Genomic DNA, 18091 nt, shown 5'->3' with positions numbered 1-18091 from the left:
CCGGGGACGCGGTCGTTCCCGGGGGAATGAGGGGTGCACGATGACATCGCCGGAGCCGGAACCACGCGTCCTGTGCGACGCCCGGGCGCTGGCCGACACCCCGCCGGTCCCGGGCGGCGTGCTGTGGAAGCTGGCGGAGTCCGGACGCCAGCTCGACGCGAACGTCGTACGGCTGGCCCCCGGCACGGCCGTGGCCCCGCACCGCGAACCGGACCTGGACGTCCTGTTGTTCGTCGTCGCGGGCGACGGTGTGCTCGGGGCGGGCACCGGTGACGAGCCGCGGCGGCTGACGGAGGGCGCGGCGGTCTGGCTGCCGCACGGCTCCACGCGCAGCCTCACCGCCGGCCCGGAGGGCCTGACCTACTTCACCGTCCACCGACGCCGCCCGGGCATGCGGATCCGCCCCCGCGGCGAGGATTCCTGAGCCGCCCGGGGACCCGCGCACGGCATGCGTGCGTGAGCGCGTGAGTACTGCGTGCACGCGTGCCAGGCGCCGTACGGCAGACGGGAGTTCGGCGACAGACCCTGGCTAGGGTTCTGCCGTGACTACGTTTACCGATGACAACGTGCCCGGCCGTTACGGCCCCACCGCCACCACCGAGGCCGACCCGCGCGAGGTCGGCCGGGTGCACACCGAGTACGCGCCCGCGCACGACGGCGCCCCCGACCCCGGGGAGATCGTCTGGACCTGGGTGCCCTTCGAGGAGAACGACGGCCGGGGCAAGGACCGGCCGGTGCTGGTGGTGGCGCGGGAGTCCGCGGGGACGCTCCTGGCCGTACAGCTGTCCAGCAAGGCGCACGACGGCGACCGCGAGTGGGTGCCCCTGGGCAGCGGCCCCTGGGACCGGTCGGGACGGGACTCGTGGGTGGACGTCGACCGGGTGCTGCGGCTGTACGAGGACGGCATGCGCCGCGAGGCGTGCGCGCTGGACCGGATGCGGTTCGGCCTCGTGGTGCACCGCCTGCGGGAGCGCTACGGCTGGAGCTGACCCGAGGGCCGCGTGATGCGGCGCGCGCATCACCCGGTCGGAGCAGCACCGGGCACGGGGCCGGGTGACCGCGGGACGCCCGCACAGGAAGCGGACACGGGCACAACGCGCCGGGCCCGGGCAGTGCGGGTGACCGCCCGACATCTCGCGGACACGGAATTTCGGCGCCACGATTGTCGCGAATTGCACCCTTGTGCGAATCGGTCGGAGGGTTTTGGCTGGGACGGTGCGACCCCGGCCCTGCCCTCCGACCGCCGGGCCGGTGGCATGGTGGAATCTCAGGAGGATCCCGACATGTCCGATGCGCAAGCCACCTCGGCGGGCGGCGGTGTGGACCCCCGTGCCGCCGTCTCCGAAGCCGAGGCCGAGGCTCTGGTCAGCGGCATCTGCTTCAAGACCGGACCGCCCCGCACCCTCGGGGTCGAAGTGGAATGGCTCGTCCACGAGCTGCGTACGCCGCGGCTCCCCGTCCCACCCGAACGTCTCGAAGCGGCCTACGCCGCACTGCGGACCATGCCCCTGAGGTCGGCGTTCACCGTCGAACCCGGCGGCCAGCTGGAGTTGAGCTCGCCGCCCGCCGCCTCCCTGATGGAGTGCATCGGTACCGTCTCCGCCGACCTCGACACCGTCCGCGCCGTACTGGCCGAGGACGGGCTCCGTCTCGTCGGTGTCGGCCACGATCCCTGGCACACCCCCGGCAGATTCCTGCGCGAGCGGCGCTACGACGCCCTGGAGGCCTGTCTGGACCGCGGTGGGCCGGCCGGCCGGCACATGATGTGCGCCTCGGCGTCCGTGCAGGTCTGCGTCGACGCCGGCCACGAGGAGCCCGGACCGCTCGGCCACGGGCGCCGCTGGTGGCTGGCGCACCAGCTGGGCGCGGTGCTGGTGGCCGCGTTCGCCCACTCCCCGCTGGTGGCGCGGCGGCCGAGCGGCTGGCTCTCCACCCGGCAGCTGATGTGGATGGAGATCGGCCCGGGCCGGGCCGGCGCCCCCGCGCTGAACGGCCGTCCCCGCACCGCCTGGGCCCGGCACGTGCTGGACGCGCCGGTGATGTGCGTACGACACGACGACCGGCCGTGGGAGGTGCCCGACGGGCTCACCTTCCGCAGGTGGATCCGTTCGCGCCGGCCGAGGCCGCCGACCCGGGAGGATCTCGACTACCACCTCACCACGCTGTTCCCGCCGGTCCGGCCGCGGGGCCACCTGGAACTGCGCATGATCGACGCGCAGCCCGGCGACGGCGGATGGATCGTGCCGCTGGCGGTCACCGCGGCGCTCTTCGACGACCCGCAGGCGGCGGAGACCGTCTACCGGGTGGTGAAGCCCCTCGCCGAGCGGTCCGGGCCACTGCCCGCGCCGCACAATCCGCTGTGGACCGAGGCGGCCCGCTCCGGGCTCGCCGACCCCGATCTGCGCGAGGCGGCCGTCGCCTGCTTCGCCGCCGCCCTGGAGGCCCTGCCCCGGCTCGGCGCCACCACCGAGGTCATGGACGCCGTCGCGGCCTTCCAGGACCGCTACGTCCGCCGGGGCCGCTGTCCCGCCGACGACCTGCTGGACCGGCTGCGCGGCTCGGAGCACCCCGGGTCCCGACCTCGCTCGCGCCGGGGAATCCCCTGCGCCCACGGGAAGGACATCGCGCCATGACCGATCCCGCCCTCGATCCCGAGGCGCTGCGCGAGCGGGCGCTGCGCTCACTCAGCACGGCCCGTGACCGCACCACGCTGCTGACCAGCTGCGTGGAGGAGCCGGACCTCACCGCCCAGCACTCGCCGCTGATGTCCCCGCTGGTGTGGGACCTCGCCCACATCGGCAACCAGGAGGAGCTGTGGCTGCTGCGGGCGGTCGCCGGCCGGGAGGCGATGCGCCCCGAGATCGACACCCTCTACGACGCCTTCGAGCACCCGCGTGCCGAACGCCCCTCGCTGCCGCTGATGGCCCCGGCCGAGGCCCGCGGCTACGCGGCCGAGGTACGCGGGCGGGTGCTGGACGTCCTGGAGTCCACCGCGTTCCACGGCACCCGGCTGACCGAGGCCGGCTTCGCCTTCGGCATGATCGCGCAGCACGAGCAGCAGCACGACGAGACCATGCTCATCACCCACCAGCTCCGACGGGGCCCCCGGGCCCTGACCGCACCGGACCCCGAGCCGGCGCCGCCGTTCACCGGGCCGCCCGAAGTCCTCGTCCCCGGCGGCCCGTTCACCATGGGCACCTCCACCGAGCCCTGGGCGCTGGACAACGAGCGGCCCGCGCACGTGCGTGAGATCCCGTCGTTCTGGATCGACACCACCCCGGTGACCAACTCCGCCTATCAGGCGTTCGTCGCCGACGGCGGCTACGGCGAACCCCGTTGGTGGGCACCGGACGGCTGGGCCCACATACGGCGGCACGGCATCGACGCGCCGCTGTACTGGCGGCGTGACGGCGGGCGGTGGCGGCGCCGCAGGTTCGGCGTCACCGAGGCCGTACCGCCCGACGAGCCGGTGCTGCATGTCTGCTGGTACGAGGCCGACGCCTACGCCCGCTGGGCCGGGCGCCGGCTGCCCACCGAGGCCGAGTGGGAGAAGGCGGCGCGCCACGATCCGGTGACCGGGCGTTCGACGCGCTACCCGTGGGGCGACGCCGACCCCACGCCCGAGCACGCCAACCTCGGTCAGCGGCACCTGCGCCCGGCGCCGGCCGGCAGCTACCCGGACGGGGAGTCGCCGCTCGGCGTACGGCAGTTGATCGGGGACGTGTGGGAGTGGACGGCGAGCGACCTCCTCCCCTACCCGGGCTTCGCCGCGTTCCCGTACAAGGAGTACTCGGAGGTGTTCTTCGGGCCGGAGTACAAGGTGCTGCGCGGCGGTTCGTTCGCGGTGGACCCGGTGGCCTGCCGGGGCACGTTCCGCAACTGGGACTATCCGATCCGGCGGCAGATCTTCTCCGGGTTCCGCACGGCCCGTTCGGAGGCCCTCTGATGTGCCGTCACCTGGCGTATCTGGGACCCGAGGAGCCGCTCGGCCGGTACCTGGTGGAACCGGCGCACAGCCTGTACCGGCAGGCGTGGGCCCCCCGGCACCAGCGGCACGGGACGGTCAACGCCGACGGCTTCGGGGTGGGTTGGTACGCGGAGGGCGACCCGGTGCCGGCCCGCTACCGCCGGGCCGGGCCCGTCTGGGCCGACCTGTCGTTCGCCGACCTGGCCCGGGTCGTGCGCACCTCGGCGCTGCTCGCCGCGGTGCGGGACGCGACGCTCTCGGGCGCGGACGCGGAGGCCGCGGCGGCGCCGTTCGCCGCGGGCACCTGGCTGTTCAGCCACAACGGCGCCGTCACCGGCTGGCCGGACTCGCTCGCCGCGGTGTCCCGGACCCTGCCGCCGCGGGACCTGCTGGCACTGGAGGCCCGCAACGACTCGGCGCTCGTGTGGGCGCTGGTGCTGGCCCGGCTCCGCGGCGGCGACGACGAGGGTCAGGCGCTCGCCGACACCGTCCTGGAGGTCGCCGCGGCGGCCCCCGGCTCGCGGCTCAACCTGCTGCTCACCAACGGCGAGACGATCACCGCGACCGCCTGGGGCGACAGCCTGTGGTACCTGGCCGAGCCCGGCCGCCGCACGGTGGTGGCCTCCGAACCCTACGACGACGACCCGCACTGGCGTCAGGTGCCCGACCGCACCCTGCTCGCGGCGAGCCGCACGGACGTCCTGCTCACCCCGCTCAAGGACCCCACCGACGACCTGGCACCCGCACGATCCGAGGAGCCCCGCACGTGAGTGAGTTCCATGTCACCCGCATCCTGCCCGAGGACGCCATGGCCGCCGCCCTGCGCGCGGACGTCCTGAACGGGCTGACCTCCGACCCCAAGACGCTGCCGCCGAAGTGGTTCTACGACGCGCACGGCAGCGAGCTGTTCGAGCGGATCACCGAACTGCCCGAGTACTACCCGACGCGTGCCGAGCGGGAGATCCTCGCCGGCCGCGCCGCCGAGATCGCCGCCGCGCTGCCCGCCCGCACACTGGTCGAACTGGGCTCCGGCTCCTCGGAGAAGACGCGCCATCTCATCGACGCGCTGCCCCGGCTGCACACCTACGTCCCCGTGGACGTCAGCGACAGCGCGCTGGAACAGGCCGGGCGGGCCCTGGTCGCCGAGCGGCCCGGGCTGAACGTGCACGCGCTGATCGCCGACTTCACCGCCGGCCTCACCCTGCCCCACTCCCCGGGCCCACGACTGCTGGCGTTCCTCGGCGGCACGATCGGCAATCTGCTGCCCGGCGAGCGCGCCGCGTTCCTGGCCGCCGTACGGGGCCTGCTCTCGCCCGGCGACGCGCTGCTGCTCGGCACCGACCTTGTCAAGGCCGAGGACGTGCTGGTCAGGGCGTACGACGACACGGCCGGGGTGACGGCCGCGTTCAACAAGAACGTCCTGAGCGTGGTCAACCGCGAACTGGGCGCCGACTTCGAGCCGGACGCCTTCGACCATGTGGCGCTGTGGGACGCGGCGAACGAGTGGATCGAGATGCGGCTGCGCTCGCGCACCGCCCAGACGGTCAAGGTGCCCGCGCTGGATCTCGCCGTCCACTTCGCGGCCGGCGAGGAGCTGCGCACGGAGGTCTCGGCGAAGTTCCACCGGACCCGGGTGACCACGGAACTGGCCACCGCGGAACTCGAGTTGACGCACTGGTGGACCGACACCGAGAACCGCTTCGCACTGTCACTGAGCGTGGCAGGGTAACGGGGACGACCGGGGCCGACGACTACGCGAGTTGTTCGGTGATGCGTCGTGAGGCCTTGCGGGCCTCTGTCGCCGGGTCGCCGCCGGAGAGCACCTTCGTCATGTAGTCCTTGATCGGGTTGTCGGCCTCGACCGTGGCCCACTCGGGCGTGTTGGGGGTCGCTCGGCCGTGTGCGGCACCCGCCGCCATGGCCGCCATCCCCTCCTCGCCCGCGACGGCGGCGGCGAGAGTCGTCTTGTTGGGAACGTAGTTCATGGCGCGGGCCAGGTCGGTGTCCCACTTGGCACAGGTGAGGGCGGCGACCACGGCGACGGCGCCGTCCCGGTCGGTGGTGTTGCGGGGCACGACGAGGTCGGAGCCGCCGGTGAACACCGCGCCCGGCCGGCCGGCGGTCTTGCCCGGCACCGGGAAGAAGCCCAGCTTGTCCTTGAGCGCGGGGTTCTTCTCCACGATGGTCTGGGCGAGGCCGGGCACCGCCACGATCTGCGCCACCTTCCCCTCGGCGAACGCCTCCGCCTGCGGCGGGTGTTCCTCGTCGGCGTCGACCGGGCCCCGGCCGAGCGACTGGAGCTGCCGGTAGAACTCCATGCCGCGCAGCGCGGCATCGCTGTCCAGGGAGCCCTCCCAGCCGTTGTCGGTCTCCGTGGCGAGGTCGCCGCCCTCGTCCCAGATGAAGCCGGAGAGCGTGTACCAGTCCTGCCCGGCGAGGTAGATCCCCTGGTTGCCACCGGAGTCGAGCTTCTTGCTCGCGGCGAGCCACTCGGCCCGGGTGCGGGGCGGTGTGGCGACGCCCGCCTGCTCGAACAGGTCCTTGCGGTAGATGACGACCCGGTTGGCCGCGTACCACGGGATGCCGTACTGGGAGGAGTTGTCCAGCCCCGGTTCGGCCAGGCCGGGCAGCCAGTCCCGCATGCCCCAGTCCCGCATCGACTCCAGCGTCAGGTTGGTCAGCCGGCCGCCCTTGGCGTACTGCGAGACCTGGGTGTTGCCGACCTCGATGACGTCGGGGCCGTGCTCGCCGCGATCCGCGAGCGCGGCCTGCACCTTCGGACCGATGCCGGTCCACTCCTGGATGCGGATGTCGAGACGCAGGTCGCCGTGGGTGCGTTCGAAGTCCTCGGTGAAGCGGTCCAGGAAGTCCTGGGACGCGCTGCCCTTCATCATCCACACGGTGACGGTGTGCCGCCCTCCTCCGCCCGACAGCACACCGCAGCCGCTGACCAGGAGGGAGGACGCACACAGCAGAGCGAGCAGGCGAGGTCTCACGAGGGGTCCTGTTCTTTCCGACGCACAGGGAAGGGGCCCGACGTGGGGGGACGAGCAGGGGCTCGCGCGGGTGTGGCTGCGATTTTGGTATGGACCAATGCCCGGGTCAAGTGATGTCCGGCTCGCCGTACTTCTTCGTCTCGCGCCCCGCCTCCGCTTACGGCACGGTGGAGTGACGCGCGCCACACGTGCGCCCGGGGGTCATGACGCCCCGTGCCCGCGTCACCGGCGCCGCCCGCCGAGAGGAGCCACCCTCATGACCGACCACACCTACCGGGTCACGGAGATCGTCGGCAGCTCGCACGAAGGCGTCGACCAGGCCATCCGCAACGCCATCACCCGCGCCTCGCGGACCCTGCGCAACCTGGACTGGTTCGAGGTGACCCAGGTCAGGGGCCAGATCGAGGACGGGCAGATCGAGCACTACCAGGTCGGCCTGAAGGTCGGCTTCCGGATCGAGGACGGGGACTGACGCCCGCGTAGTCCAGCCTGCGGCTCAGCTACGTCCCTCGGTCTCCTGCGCGGTCCTCAACTCGGCGGACGGCGCCGTCCAGCGGGCGCGCAGGACGCGGAACCCCGCCTGCTCGGCGTCCACGCACACCAGCTCGTCGTCGTCCACGAGGACCCGGATCTCCCGGTCGCGGGCGAGCCGCCGCAGGATCTCCAGCTTGGTGCGGCGGGCCGGCCTGCGGTCGCCGTCGCGCCGCATGTGCACGCGGCCCTCGGGCAGCCCATGGGCGGCCAGCCAGTCCAGGGTGTCCCGGCGGCACCGCTCGGGCCGCCCGGTGAGGTACACGACCTCGCACTCCGCCGCGTGCCCGCGGGCCAGTTCCACGCCCTGCCCGAGGGGCGGATCGTCGGGCGCGGCGGCGAAGAAGGCGTCCCAGTCGCGGGGGCGGCGCTGGAGGAAGCGCTGCCGGTGCGCCGTGTCGGCGAGGGTGTTGTCCAGGTCGAACACGGCGAGCGGCCGTCTGTTGCTGTCCGTCACTCCGCCAGCGTAATCGGGCGCGCGACGGGGCCCTCCCCGAGCCGGGCCGGGGCGCTCACGACCGCCGTCCGGATGCGGGCCGCGCGAGCGCATCCGATGCTGGGTACATGCCCGGAGCACTGCCCGTGATCGTGCACCCGCCCTCCCCGACGGGCGGTCGGCGCGTCCGTGTGAACGGCGAGATCCTGGGGCTGGCCTACAGCGTCGCCGACGTCGCGGAGTTCCTGCGCCGCGCGGGGCTGGACGTCGATCCCGTGGAGGTCTCGGTCTCCCCGCTGATCGACTGGCGCGGGGGCGGCCCCGAATACTGGGGTCCCGAGCCCGACGACACGCGCGCCTGAGCGCCGTGGGGACGGTCCGCGCCGGAACAGCCGGGACAGCCGGGACAACACCGGGCACGGTCGCCACGGTTCAGGTCGTTTCCCGCACCCGCGTCTGTCCGACGGTGGCCGCGCCACCCGCGCCGACGGCGGCCACCACGGCCTGGTGCAGTTCCCGGCTGTGCCGCTCGGAACGGCAGGGCACGGGGCTTCCGGTGACGGTGAACCATTCGGAGGTGCCGGTGTACCCGACCGTCACGTCCGCCTCGTTGCCGTCCCAGGTGGTGTGGACGGTCAGGTCGCCGGTGACGACCCCCGCCTCGTCGGTCCGTACGCCGCCCCGGCCGGTGAAGACCCCGGGGGTGGTCCAAGATGCCCAGGCCATGACGTCACCCTTTCTTCCTTCTCCCGCGGTCGGACCCCGCGCCCTTCCACAGTCGCCCACCAGGCCGCCCGTGTCATGGGGCCGCATGGCCTCACCCCAGGCCGTCGGCCCCACGGGTGGCGCCCCGCACGGGCCGCCCGGCCCGCACGGCCCGGCGTGCCGTCCGGTTTCGGGGCGCGGGCATCGCACCGCACGATGGACACTGGACACGGTGGTGAGGTGAAGGAGCGCCGCCTCCGACTTCCGCAGGAGGCGCCGGCGCCGTCGGCCGCCAGGTCCGTCGGTCAGGGAGGAGGCGAGGGCGATGCCAGCTCCCGCACCAGTGCGGAGGAACGACCCGGCCGTCGCGGCAGGCGGCGAGATCCCCGGGCTCCGTCGTCCGGACGGATCGGCGGCCGGAGGTGACCATGTCCCGGCCCGGTGACCGGCGACCCGTCGTCGTGGGCGTCGGACCTGATCCCGACGGTCGCGCGGCACTGTCCTGGGCGGCCGACGAGGCCGCCCGCCGGGGACTGCCGTTGCGTCCGGTGCACGTCGAGGGCGTACCGACCCGGGGCTACCGGCCGCAGGCGGTCCCGCCGTCGTGGGAGAAGTGGAACGAGGCGCTGCACGGAGCCGGGCAGCAGGTGCTCAAGGAGGCCGCGGCCTTCGTCGCGGCCCGGCACCCGCGGCTCGAGGTGGACACCCTGCTGGCGGAGGGCGACCCGGTGTGGGTGCTGCGCGAGCAGAGTCGCGACGCCACCGCCCTCGTGCTGGGATCGGGGCATCCGAGCCGGAGGCAGGAGGTGTTCGGCTCCGCGTCGGTCGCCCTGCCGGTCATGGCCCATGCGCGCTGTCCCCTGGTGGTCGTCCCCGAGCCGGAACACAGCCCCCAGGACCCCGCGCACTACGTCGTCGGTGTCGACGGCAGCGAACACTCCGCCGCCGCGGTCGATGTGGCGTTCGAGGAGGCGGCCCTGCGCGGCGCCGAGCTGCGGGCGGTGTTCGTATGGGAGCCGGGGCCGCTCAGGATCTTCGACCAGCACGAGCCGCAGCAGGAGTGCCGCCGCCTGCTCTCCGAGATCGTGGCGGGCCGCCGCGCCCGTTTCCCCGAGGTGGAGCTGCGCCACGACGTGGTCGTCGGGCATCCCGTGCAGGTGCTCACGGACGCCTCGGCGCACGCGCTGGGCCTGGTGGTGGGGACCCGGGGCCGCGGAGGCTTCGCCGGTATGCTGCTGGGCTCGGTCAGCCAAGGCGTGCTGCACCACGCCGGCTGCCCTGTCATCGCCGTTCCGACCCGCGGGTGAGCGGGAGACGGACGGGCCCGGTGGTCGGGCCCGACTGTCAGTGGTGGGTGGAAGACTGCCCGGCATGATCGAAGCAGACCCGAAGGCGAACCTTCTCCGCTATCTGCAAGACGCTCGCGACGCCCTGCTGTGGAAGCTCGAAGGGCTCGGCGAATACGACGTCCGGCGTCCCCTGACCCCCACCGGCACCAACCTGTTGGGACTGGTCAAGCACGTCGCCGGCGTGGAACTCGGCTACTTCGGCGATACGTTCGGACGGCCGTTCTTCAAGGAGGAGCGGCCGGCCTGGTGGTACACGGAGGACGCCGAGCCCAACGCGGACATGTGGGCCACCGCGGACGAGTCCCGCGAGGAGATCGTCGGGCTCTACCGGCAGGCCTGGGAGCACGCGGACGGGACGATAGCGCGGCTGCCGCTCGATGCGACCGGTCACGTCCCGTGGTGGCCCGAGGAGCGGCGAGAGGTGACCCTGCACCACATCCTGGTCCGCGTGATCGCCGACACCCAGCGGCACGCCGGCCACGCCGACATCGTCCGGGAACTCATCGACGGGACCGCAGGCCTGTCGAAGGCCTCCGACAGCCTCCCCACGGGCGACCGCGCCTGGTGGGAGAACCACCGACGCCGGCTGGAGCGCGTCGCACGGGAGGCGGGCGAGGCCTGATACAGGGCTGGGCCTGCTCCCTGGCTTGCCGCTCGCCTCTGTCAGTGGTGGTACCGGGTGCGGGCCAGGGCGGGCGGCACCCTGCTCATGTACCAACCGTCGCAGCGGGCCCCGACGAGGTCGGACGGCCAGCCTGCCGTTGCGACGGCGGTGTCGTAGACGGCGTCACCGAACGCCACGATGGCGTGGTGCGGGTCGGCGGTCTCCCTGAGCGCGTCCCACGGCAGAAGGACCAGACCCGCGTCGGGATGCCAGGCCGCGCCGTCGACACCCCACGACCGGTCCTCCAGACCGTCCGGCTGGGGCCAGATGTAGGCGTACATACCCAGGTCCTGCGCCCCGGTACTGCCGAAGGAGAACCCGACCGAGACATACGCCTCGGTCTGGGCGTTCTGCTGAAAGGCCGGACCGTGGGCCGGTGGCACAGTGGGCTGCGCACGGTAGCGCGTGGCGGACAGGTCGAAGCCGCCCCACATCACCCCGACCCGCGGACGGTGCCCCAGGTAGGGCGCCTGCCACTCCTCGAGTCCGTCGGCGGCGAGATTCAGCGCTGTCCACATCAGCCGCGCCGCGCGGTGATCCCAGTGGCGTTCGACCTGATCGTCTCCGAAGTTCGGCGGGGCGCCGGGAATCTCGCAGATCAGCGACGTGCGCGGCCCGCGCAGACCGAGCTCTCCCGCCGCGCCGCAGAACGACGTGTAGAACGAGGCGAGTGACCCGTCGGACATGGGCAGCGTCCGCGAGCCCCTGTCGGTCTCGATGACCACGTCGGCGTCGAGCAGACGGTGATGCACGGTGAAGGTCACGTCCTGTTGCCGAAGCGTCGGCGTCCTGAGCCCACGGGGGGTGACCTCGAGGACGATGTTTCCCCAGCCGACTTCGAACGGCTCGTCCAGGGTGTACTTACCCGCGATCTGTACCAACCGGTTCACGTAGGCGACCATCGGAGCCAGGTCCTCGTGGACCAGCACCGGCCACGCGTGGAGGGGTGCGCTCACGACGAGCCTCCCAGCCTGTCGATCAGCGGTTCGCGCGGGAAACACCGGCAACACCGCACTGCTCCCCACCATTGTCGTACGCCGACCCGCATCCCGCCTGCTAACGTCCGGCCGCGTGAGTGGCGGTGTGTACGTGGGGAACGCGGGCAAGGACGCGGCGCTGGACCGGGGGTGGATTCTCGGGCACTTCAAGGATGTCGGCGATCCGCGTCACAGCGCGGACGTGGAGATCAAGTGGGGGGTCCATCCCCGTGGTGAGGAGCGGTTGCGGTGGGTGGAGGGTGAGGAGCGCACCGCTCTGCTGGTGCTCATCAGTGGCCGCTTCCGGGTGGAACTCCCGGGCCGGAGCGTCCTTCTGGAGGAACAGGGCGACTACGTGGTGTGGGGGCGCGGAGTCGACCACTCGTGGTACGCGGAGGAGGAGTCGGTGGTGCTGACCGTGCGGTGGCCGTCCGTGCCCGGCTACGCGGCGCACTCGTAGAATTGCGTGGTTTACCCCTTCCTGCTCGCACTCCCCCACGGAGCCCTCCCCATGCACAGCCCGCACGACCCGTACGTCCGTGTCCGTGGTGCTCGTGAGCACAACCTCCAGGGGGTGGACGTCGATGTGCCGCGGGACGCGCTGGTGGTGTTCACGGGAGTGTCGGGGTCGGGGAAGTCGTCGCTGGCGTTCGGGACGATCTACGCGGAGGCCCAGCGGCGGTACTTCGAGTCCGTGGCGCCCTACGCGCGGCGGTTGATCCACCAGGTGGGGGCGCCGAAGGTCGGGGAGATCTCCGGGCTGCCGCCGGCCGTGTCGCTGGAGCAGCGGCGGGCGGCGCCGACGTCGCGGTCCTCCGTGGGCACCGTCACCAACCTGTCGAACTCGCTGCGGATGCTGTTCTCCCGGGCCGGTGACTACCCGCCGGGGGCCGAGCGGCTGGACTCGGATGCGTTCTCGCCGAACACGGCGGCCGGGGCCTGCCCTCGGTGCCACGGTCTGGGGCAGATGCACCGGACGGACGAGGCGCTGCTCGTGCCCGACGCCTCGCTGTCGATCCGCGAGGGCGCGATCGCCGCCTGGCCGGGCGCCTGGCAGGGCAAGAACCTGAGGGACATCCTCGACGCGCTGGGGTACGACGTGGACCGGCCGTGGCGTGAGCTGCCCGCCGAACAGCGGGAGTGGATCCTGTTCACGGACGAGCAGCCGGTGGTGACCGTGCACCCGGTGCGGGACGCCGAGCGGATCCAACGGCCCTACCAGGGTACGTACATGAGTGCCCGGCGGTATGTGATGAAGACGTTCGCCGATTCGAAGAGCGCTGCCCTGCGGGCCAAGGCCGAGCGTTTCCTCACCGCCGCCCCCTGCCCGGCCTGCGGTGGCAGCAGGCTGCGGCCCGAGGCGCTGGCCGTGACCTTCGCGGGGCGCACCATCGCCGAACTGGCCGCGCTGCCGCTGACCGGGCTCGCGGAGCACCTGCGGGGCACCTCCGAGGTGGCGCGGGTGCTCACCGCGGACCTGAAGTCCCGTATCGCGCCCGTGGTCGAACTGGGCCTGGGCTATCTCAGCCTCGACCGGGCGGCGCCCACGCTGTCGGCGGGCGAGTTGCAGCGGCTGCGGCTGGCCACACAGCTGCGGTCGGGGCTGTTCGGGGTGGTGTACGTGCTCGACGAGCCGTCGGCGGGGCTGCACCCGGCGGACACCGAGGCCCTGCTCACGGTCCTGCAACGGCTGAAGGCGGCGGGCAACTCCGTGTTCGTGGTGGAGCACCACCTCGACGTGGTGCGCGGTGCCGACTGGGTCGTCGACGTCGGACCGCGGGCCGGGGAGCACGGCGGGCGGGTGCTGCACAGCGGGCCGGTCGCCGAACTGGCGGAGGTCGCGGAGTCGGCGACGGCCCGGTTCCTGTTCGACGGCTCCCCCGGGCCGGTGCGGGAAGTGCGGTGTGCGCGCGGGCAGTTGAAGGTGGGTCCGGTCACCCGGCACAACCTGCGCTCGGTGACGGCCGAGTTCCCGCTCGGCGCGTTCACCGCGGTCACCGGGGTGTCCGGGTCGGGGAAGTCCACGCTCATCGGCGAGATCACGGAGGAACAGGCCGGTGTCGGGCGGCTGGTCCGCGTCGACCAGAAGCCGATCGGGCGCACTCCGCGCTCCAACCTGGCCACCTACACCGGGCTGTTCGACGTGGTACGGAAGGTGTTCGCGGACACCGACGAGGCGCGGGCGCGCGGTTACGGGGTCGGGCGGTTCTCCTTCAACGTGGCGGGGGGTCGGTGCGAGACCTGCCAGGGCGAGGGGTTCGTCAGTGTGGAGCTGCTGTTCCTGCCGAGCACGTACGCTCCCTGCCCGGACTGCGGCGGAGCCCGCTACAACCCCGAGACGCTGCACGTGACGTACCGCGGGCAAAACATCGGTCAGGTGCTGGACCTCACGGTGGAGAGCGCGGCGGAGTTCTTCGCCGACACCCCGGCCGTGGCCCGCAGTCTCGGCACCCTGCTCGACGTCGGCCTCGGCTATCTGCGCCTCGGGCAGCCCGCCACCGAGCTGTCCGGCGGGGAGGCCCAGCGCATCAAGCTCGCCAGCGAGCTGCAGCGCGGCCGCCGCGGCCACACCCTCTACCTCCTCGACGAGCCGACGACCGGCCTGCACCCGGCCGACGTCGAGGTGCTGATGCGGCAGTTGCACGGACTGGTCGACGCCGGGCACACCGTGATCGTCGTCGAGCACGACATGTCCGTCGTGGCCGACGCCGACTGGGTCGTCGACCTCGGTCCGGGCGGTGGCGACGCGGGCGGCCGGATCGTGGCGGCGGGGCCACCGACGGAAGTGGCGCGGGCGGAGGGGAGTGCCACGGGGCCTTATCTGGCGCGGGCGCTGAGCGGGAACTCTCAGCGCCCCCGGTGAGGAACCTGGTGCGGCCGCGACTCCTACGCGACCAGCGCCGCGTGCGTCCAGCAGGGCTCGGGTGCCCGGTCCTGCTGGGCCGCGCGCGCCAGGGTGCGGCGGTCGGGGTGGGTGCCCGGGGCGATGGTGGGACGTATCTCGACCTCGGCGACCAGGCCGCGTGCCGTGGCCACCCGCCACAGGGACGCGAGCAGGGAGTCGTCGCCGACGAACGCCGGGGCCGTGCTGGTGCCTCCCCCAATGAGCCGCAGGTAGCGGATGCGGACCGGCTGGACGGGCACCCCGGCGTCGAGGGCGGCCTGGAAGACGGCGCGGTGGAAGTCGCCCTGGGCACGGCCGCACCAGGTGCTGCCTTCGGGGAAGGCGGCGACCGCGGCGCCCGCGCGCAGTTCCCCGGCGATGTGCGCCACCGTCGCGGGCAGGGCGCGCAGACGGTCCCGTTCGAGGAACAGGGCGCCGCCGCGCGCGGCGAGCGCGCCGGCCACCGGCCAGCGGCGGATCTCCGTCTTGGCGAGCATCCGGGCCGGTCGGACCGCGGCCAGCAGCGGGATGTCCAGCCAGGAGATGTGGTTGGCGACCAGCAGGAGGCCGCCGGTGGGCGGGGCGGCGCCGGTGATGCGGACCCGGACGCCCGCGGCCCTGACGACCGCCCGGCACCAGCGCCGGACCCAGCCGGCGGGAATCCTCCTGCCGAGGGGTGACAGCAGGGCCCCGGCGAGTACGAGGGTCGCGACCAGCGTCAGCCGCAGCACCGCGCGCGGTACGGCCGCCGCGGAGCCCCGGCCCTCCTCCACACACGCCCCCGGGGTGCAGGGCGCGCTGGGCAGCCAGACGCTCATCAGGCCGGTACGAGGGAGAGGAAGTGCCGCAGGTAGCGCGGGCTGACCCGGCGCATCGACAGCAGGACGTAGAGGTCGGCGACCCCGAAGTCGGGGTCGTGCGCGGGCGCGCCGCAGACCTGCGCGCCGAGCCGGAGGTAGCCGCGCAGCAGGGCGGGCAGTTCGGTGCGGGGGGCGGCCGGGAGGTCGGCCCGCGGGATCCACGGCAGCAGCGGGTCCACCCGGTGCTCCTCCGGTGCCAGGTGCTTGTCGCGTACCCGCTCCCAGGTGGCGGAGGCGAGGGCGCCGCCGTCGGCCAGCGGTATCGAGCAGCAGCCCGCCAGCCACTCGTGGCCGCGGTCCACCATGTAGCGGGCAAGACCGGCCCAGATCAGTCCGATCACCGCGCCGTCCCGGTGGTCGGGGTGCACGCAGGAGCGGCCCACCTCGACCAGGCCGGGACGGATCGGGGCCAGCGCGGTGAGGTCGAACTCGCTCTCCGCGTAGAGCCGTCCGGCGATCGCGGCCCGCTCCGGCGGCAGCAGCCGGTAGGTGCCGACGACCTGCCCGGTCGACGTGTCGCGCACGAGCAGGTGGTCGCAGTAGGCGTCGAAGGGGTCGACGTCGTACCCCGGCTGCGGGGTGGACAGCAGGGCGCCCATCTCCCCGGCGAAGACGTCGTGGCGCAATCGCTGCGCGGCTCGTACGTCGGCCTCGTCACGGGCGAGGGCGACGGTGTAGCGGGCGGGGGGCGCGGGCTGCGGGGGGCTTTCGAGCGTGGAGACGCCGGTCATGGTTCTCTCCTGGTCACGGGCCGGTGCGGCGACGTCGGGGACATCCCCAGTTCTTCCGACGGCTGTTGGCGCGCGCGTGACCTGTGCCAGGAGAGCGGATGTGCGGTTGTTGAACGGGTGGGGCGGCGGGGATGCGCCGGATCAGTTGTTCGCGACGAAGTCTACGACCAGCCGGTTGAACTCGTCCGCGTGCTCGATCATCGCCCAGTGGCCGCAGTGGTTGAGCACCACCAGCCGGCTGTTCGGGATGTTCGCCAGCAGGTACAGCGAGGTCTCGTAGGAGACGACGCGGTCGTCACGGCCGTGGACGAGCAGGGTCGGTACCTGGATCCCCGGCAGCAGTTCGGGCTCGACCCACTTCGGCAGCGGTGCGCCCTTGGGCAGGCCGTCCACGTAGTTGCGCAGGTGGTCGGGGCGGGCGAGTGCGGCGTCCGACCGCGCCTGGCACAGTTCGGGGGTGGCGAACCGGGCCTTGTCGTAGACCATGATCTCGACGAGGCGGCGCATGTTCTCCGGGCTCGCGTCGTGGTAGGCCTCGATCAGCACCTTGAGGCCTTCGGAGGGGCCACCGCCGGGGCCGAAGAGGGTGGGCGTCCGGCCGACCGGCGGACCCATGGTGACCAGGTGCGAGATGCGGTCGGGGTGTTCCGTGGCCAGGCGCAGCGAGGTCTGGCCGCCCATCGAGTTGCCGACGAAGGCGGCCTTCTCGATGCCGAGGGCGTCCAGGAACTGGATCGCCGCCGCCACGTGGTCGAGCTGGTCGACGGTCGCCGCGGACGACTCGCCCCAGCCGGGCATGTCGACGGCGTACACGTGGAAGTGCTCGGCCAGTGCCTCGATGTTGCCGGCGAAGTTGCTCCAGCCGGTCGCGCCGGGCCCGCTGCCGTGCAGCAGGACGACCGGGTGGCCGGAGCCCGCCTCGTAGTAGCGGAGCTTCCAGTCGGCGGTCTGGACGGTGCGCGCGATGGCGTGCGGGTCGAGGGTCATCAGTGGGCCTCTCCGTGCGGCGTGGGTGCGGCGGCGAGCAGGTCGGCGACGACGCCCGGGGGACGGTGGCCCCAGCTGTGCAGCTTGTCGAGCGTCTTCACCTCCCAGGTCTCGTCGTCGATGATCAGCCCGCCCCAGCCGTACTCGATGCTGAAGCCCGAGGGGGTGAAGACGTAGAAGCTGAACATCTGGTCGTTGGGGTGCATGCCGAGCGTCATCTCGAACGGCTGCTTGGCGTCCATGCAGCGGTCGTAGGCGAGGCCGACGTCGCGGATGTCGGTGACCTCGACCATGAAGTGGTGGGTGCGCTTCGGCGAGGGCAGGTCGCCGAAGGCGACGGTGTGGTGGCGGCCGTTGCAGTGCAGGAAGATCAGGTCGGCGACGACGCCCGGGGCCAGTTCCTCGACGATGATGTCGCTGACCTTGAAGCCGAGCAGGTCGATGTAGAAGCCGAGGTAGGTCTCGCGCGTGACGCCGTGCGCCAGGAGGACCTGGTGGCCCGCGCCGCCGGCGCCGGTCACGAAACCGCCGAGCAGTTTCGCGGACGCGAACGGCGTGGTGGCGTCGGCGAGGCCGGTGACCAGTTCGACGCGGTTGCCCATCGGGTCGGTGGTGACGAAGATCCGTTCCACCTTGCGGGCGGCGGCGAGGGCGTCGTCGCCCTCGGTCGTCTCGATCCCGGCCGCGCGCAGCCTGGCGACGAGCGCGTCGAGCGCGGCCGCGTCCGAGACCTCGTAGCCCGTGGCGACCAGGTCGTCGGCGGGGCCCTCGGTGACGACCCAGCGGTGGGCCTTCTCGTCGGTGCGCAGGGTGAAGCCGTCGTCCGTCCTCTCGCCGTACTGCATGCCCAGCAGGTCGACGCCGAAGTGCTCCCAGTCGGCGAGGCTGGTGACCTCGTAGACGACGTATCCGAGTTCCTTGACTCCGGACATGTCCGTTCTCCTTGTTCTCAGGGTGCTCAGGGTGCTCAGAGCGCTCTGGGTGCTCTGGATGCTCAGGCCGGT

The 18091-nt window shown here is 72.8% G+C and carries 20 protein-coding genes; 12 read left to right on the top strand and 8 right to left on the bottom strand.

Translation table 11 applies throughout. The features are described from left to right. Positions 1–40 precede the first annotated feature (40 nt). The 6 genes from ACIHCX_RS09815 (at position 41) to egtD (ending at position 5696) form a co-directional block, all read left to right on the top strand. Positions 41–424: a cupin domain-containing protein gene (locus ACIHCX_RS09815; protein WP_400028312.1), complete on the top strand. Its 384-nt coding sequence runs from the start codon at positions 41–43 to the stop codon at positions 422–424. A gap of 118 nt (positions 425–542) precedes the next feature. Beyond that, a complete protein-coding gene (locus ACIHCX_RS09810) occupies positions 543–989 on the top strand; it encodes a type II toxin-antitoxin system PemK/MazF family toxin (protein WP_400028310.1) in 447 nt (148 codons plus the stop codon). 294 nt (positions 990–1283) lie between these two features. Then, on the top strand, positions 1284–2633 hold the full coding sequence (gene egtA / locus ACIHCX_RS09805; protein WP_400028307.1) for an ergothioneine biosynthesis glutamate--cysteine ligase EgtA: 1350 nt from the start codon (positions 1284–1286) through the stop codon (positions 2631–2633). Beyond that, positions 2630–3946, top strand: coding sequence for an ergothioneine biosynthesis protein EgtB (gene egtB / locus ACIHCX_RS09800; protein WP_400028305.1), 1317 nt, complete (start codon positions 2630–2632; stop codon positions 3944–3946). Before egtA ends, egtB begins: the two co-directional genes overlap by 4 nt. Then, the gene (egtC, locus tag ACIHCX_RS09795; RefSeq protein ID WP_400028303.1) at positions 3946–4737 is read left to right on the top strand and encodes an ergothioneine biosynthesis protein EgtC; all 792 of its coding nucleotides are present in this window, start codon (positions 3946–3948) and stop codon (positions 4735–4737) included. Before egtB ends, egtC begins: the two co-directional genes overlap by 1 nt. Then, positions 4734–5696 (top strand): L-histidine N(alpha)-methyltransferase, encoded by a 963-nt coding sequence (gene egtD, locus ACIHCX_RS09790; protein ID WP_400028301.1) that lies wholly within the window; start codon positions 4734–4736, stop codon positions 5694–5696. The genes egtC and egtD overlap by 4 nt, the downstream gene beginning before the upstream one ends. Before the next feature lie 22 nt (positions 5697–5718). Here the strand turns inward: egtD and ACIHCX_RS09785 are convergent, their stop codons facing one another. Next, positions 5719–6963 (bottom strand): extracellular solute-binding protein, encoded by a 1245-nt coding sequence (locus ACIHCX_RS09785; RefSeq protein ID WP_400028299.1) that lies wholly within the window; start codon positions 6961–6963, stop codon positions 5719–5721. 256 nt (positions 6964–7219) lie between these two features. Here ACIHCX_RS09785 and ACIHCX_RS09780 point away from each other — a divergent pair, with 256 nt between their 5' ends. Next, positions 7220–7435: a dodecin gene (locus ACIHCX_RS09780; protein ID WP_400028297.1), complete on the top strand. Its 216-nt coding sequence runs from the start codon at positions 7220–7222 to the stop codon at positions 7433–7435. Positions 7436–7459: 24 nt separating this feature from the next. On the opposite strand, the gene ACIHCX_RS09775 is transcribed toward ACIHCX_RS09780, so the two are convergent. Continuing rightward, entirely contained in the window at positions 7460–7951 is a 492-nt protein-coding gene (locus ACIHCX_RS09775) for a hypothetical protein (protein WP_400028295.1), read from the bottom strand. Between the two features lie 107 nt (positions 7952–8058). Here ACIHCX_RS09775 and ACIHCX_RS09770 point away from each other — a divergent pair, with 107 nt between their 5' ends. Then, a complete protein-coding gene (locus ACIHCX_RS09770; protein ID WP_400028293.1) occupies positions 8059–8292 on the top strand; it encodes a hypothetical protein in 234 nt (77 codons plus the stop codon). A 70-nt stretch (positions 8293–8362) separates the two neighbouring features. Here the strand turns inward: ACIHCX_RS09770 and ACIHCX_RS09765 are convergent, their stop codons facing one another. Beyond that, positions 8363–8656 (bottom strand): hypothetical protein, encoded by a 294-nt coding sequence (locus tag ACIHCX_RS09765; protein WP_400028291.1) that lies wholly within the window; start codon positions 8654–8656, stop codon positions 8363–8365. 407 nt (positions 8657–9063) lie between these two features. On the opposite strand from ACIHCX_RS09765, the gene ACIHCX_RS09760 reads away from it, so the two are divergent. Together ACIHCX_RS09760 and ACIHCX_RS09755 are read left to right on the top strand one after the other, a co-directional pair. Continuing rightward, entirely contained in the window at positions 9064–9942 is an 879-nt protein-coding gene (locus tag ACIHCX_RS09760) for a universal stress protein (RefSeq protein ID WP_400028288.1), read from the top strand. 64 nt (positions 9943–10006) lie between these two features. Beyond that, positions 10007–10606, top strand: coding sequence for a DinB family protein (locus tag ACIHCX_RS09755; protein ID WP_400028286.1), 600 nt, complete (start codon positions 10007–10009; stop codon positions 10604–10606). A gap of 41 nt (positions 10607–10647) precedes the next feature. On the opposite strand, the gene ACIHCX_RS09750 is transcribed toward ACIHCX_RS09755, so the two are convergent. Continuing rightward, complete coding sequence (locus tag ACIHCX_RS09750; protein ID WP_400028284.1) at positions 10648–11604, bottom strand: DUF5996 family protein; 957 nt, start codon at positions 11602–11604, stop codon at positions 10648–10650. Between the two features lie 115 nt (positions 11605–11719). Between ACIHCX_RS09750 and ACIHCX_RS09745 the strand changes: the two genes are divergently transcribed. Together ACIHCX_RS09745 and ACIHCX_RS09740 are read left to right on the top strand one after the other, a co-directional pair. Beyond that, complete coding sequence (locus ACIHCX_RS09745; RefSeq protein ID WP_400028282.1) at positions 11720–12085, top strand: signal peptidase I; 366 nt, start codon at positions 11720–11722, stop codon at positions 12083–12085. 51 nt (positions 12086–12136) lie between these two features. After that, positions 12137–14488, top strand: coding sequence for an ATP-binding cassette domain-containing protein (locus tag ACIHCX_RS09740; RefSeq protein WP_400028280.1), 2352 nt, complete (start codon positions 12137–12139; stop codon positions 14486–14488). A gap of 23 nt (positions 14489–14511) precedes the next feature. On the opposite strand, the gene ACIHCX_RS09735 is transcribed toward ACIHCX_RS09740, so the two are convergent. The 4 genes from ACIHCX_RS09735 to ACIHCX_RS09720 form a co-directional block, all read right to left on the bottom strand. Further along, a complete protein-coding gene (locus ACIHCX_RS09735) occupies positions 14512–15327 on the bottom strand; it encodes a lysophospholipid acyltransferase family protein (RefSeq protein ID WP_400028278.1) in 816 nt (271 codons plus the stop codon). Then, a complete protein-coding gene (locus ACIHCX_RS09730) occupies positions 15327–16100 on the bottom strand; it encodes a GNAT family N-acetyltransferase (protein WP_400028276.1) in 774 nt (257 codons plus the stop codon). Before ACIHCX_RS09730 ends, ACIHCX_RS09735 begins: the two co-directional genes overlap by 1 nt. Positions 16101–16241: 141 nt before the next feature. Continuing rightward, positions 16242–17087, bottom strand: a complete 846-nt coding sequence (locus ACIHCX_RS09725) for an alpha/beta fold hydrolase (protein ID WP_400028274.1) — start codon at positions 17085–17087, stop codon at positions 16242–16244. After that, a complete protein-coding gene (locus ACIHCX_RS09720) occupies positions 17087–18019 on the bottom strand; it encodes a VOC family protein (RefSeq protein WP_400028272.1) in 933 nt (310 codons plus the stop codon). Before ACIHCX_RS09720 ends, ACIHCX_RS09725 begins: the two co-directional genes overlap by 1 nt. Between the last annotated feature and the right edge of the window lie 72 nt (positions 18020–18091).

It is taken from the genome of Streptomyces sp. NPDC052043 (assembly GCF_044548235.1).
Taxonomy (GTDB): domain Bacteria; phylum Actinomycetota; class Actinomycetes; order Streptomycetales; family Streptomycetaceae; genus Streptomyces.
This window is presented reverse-complemented; position numbering and strand designations above follow the sequence as displayed.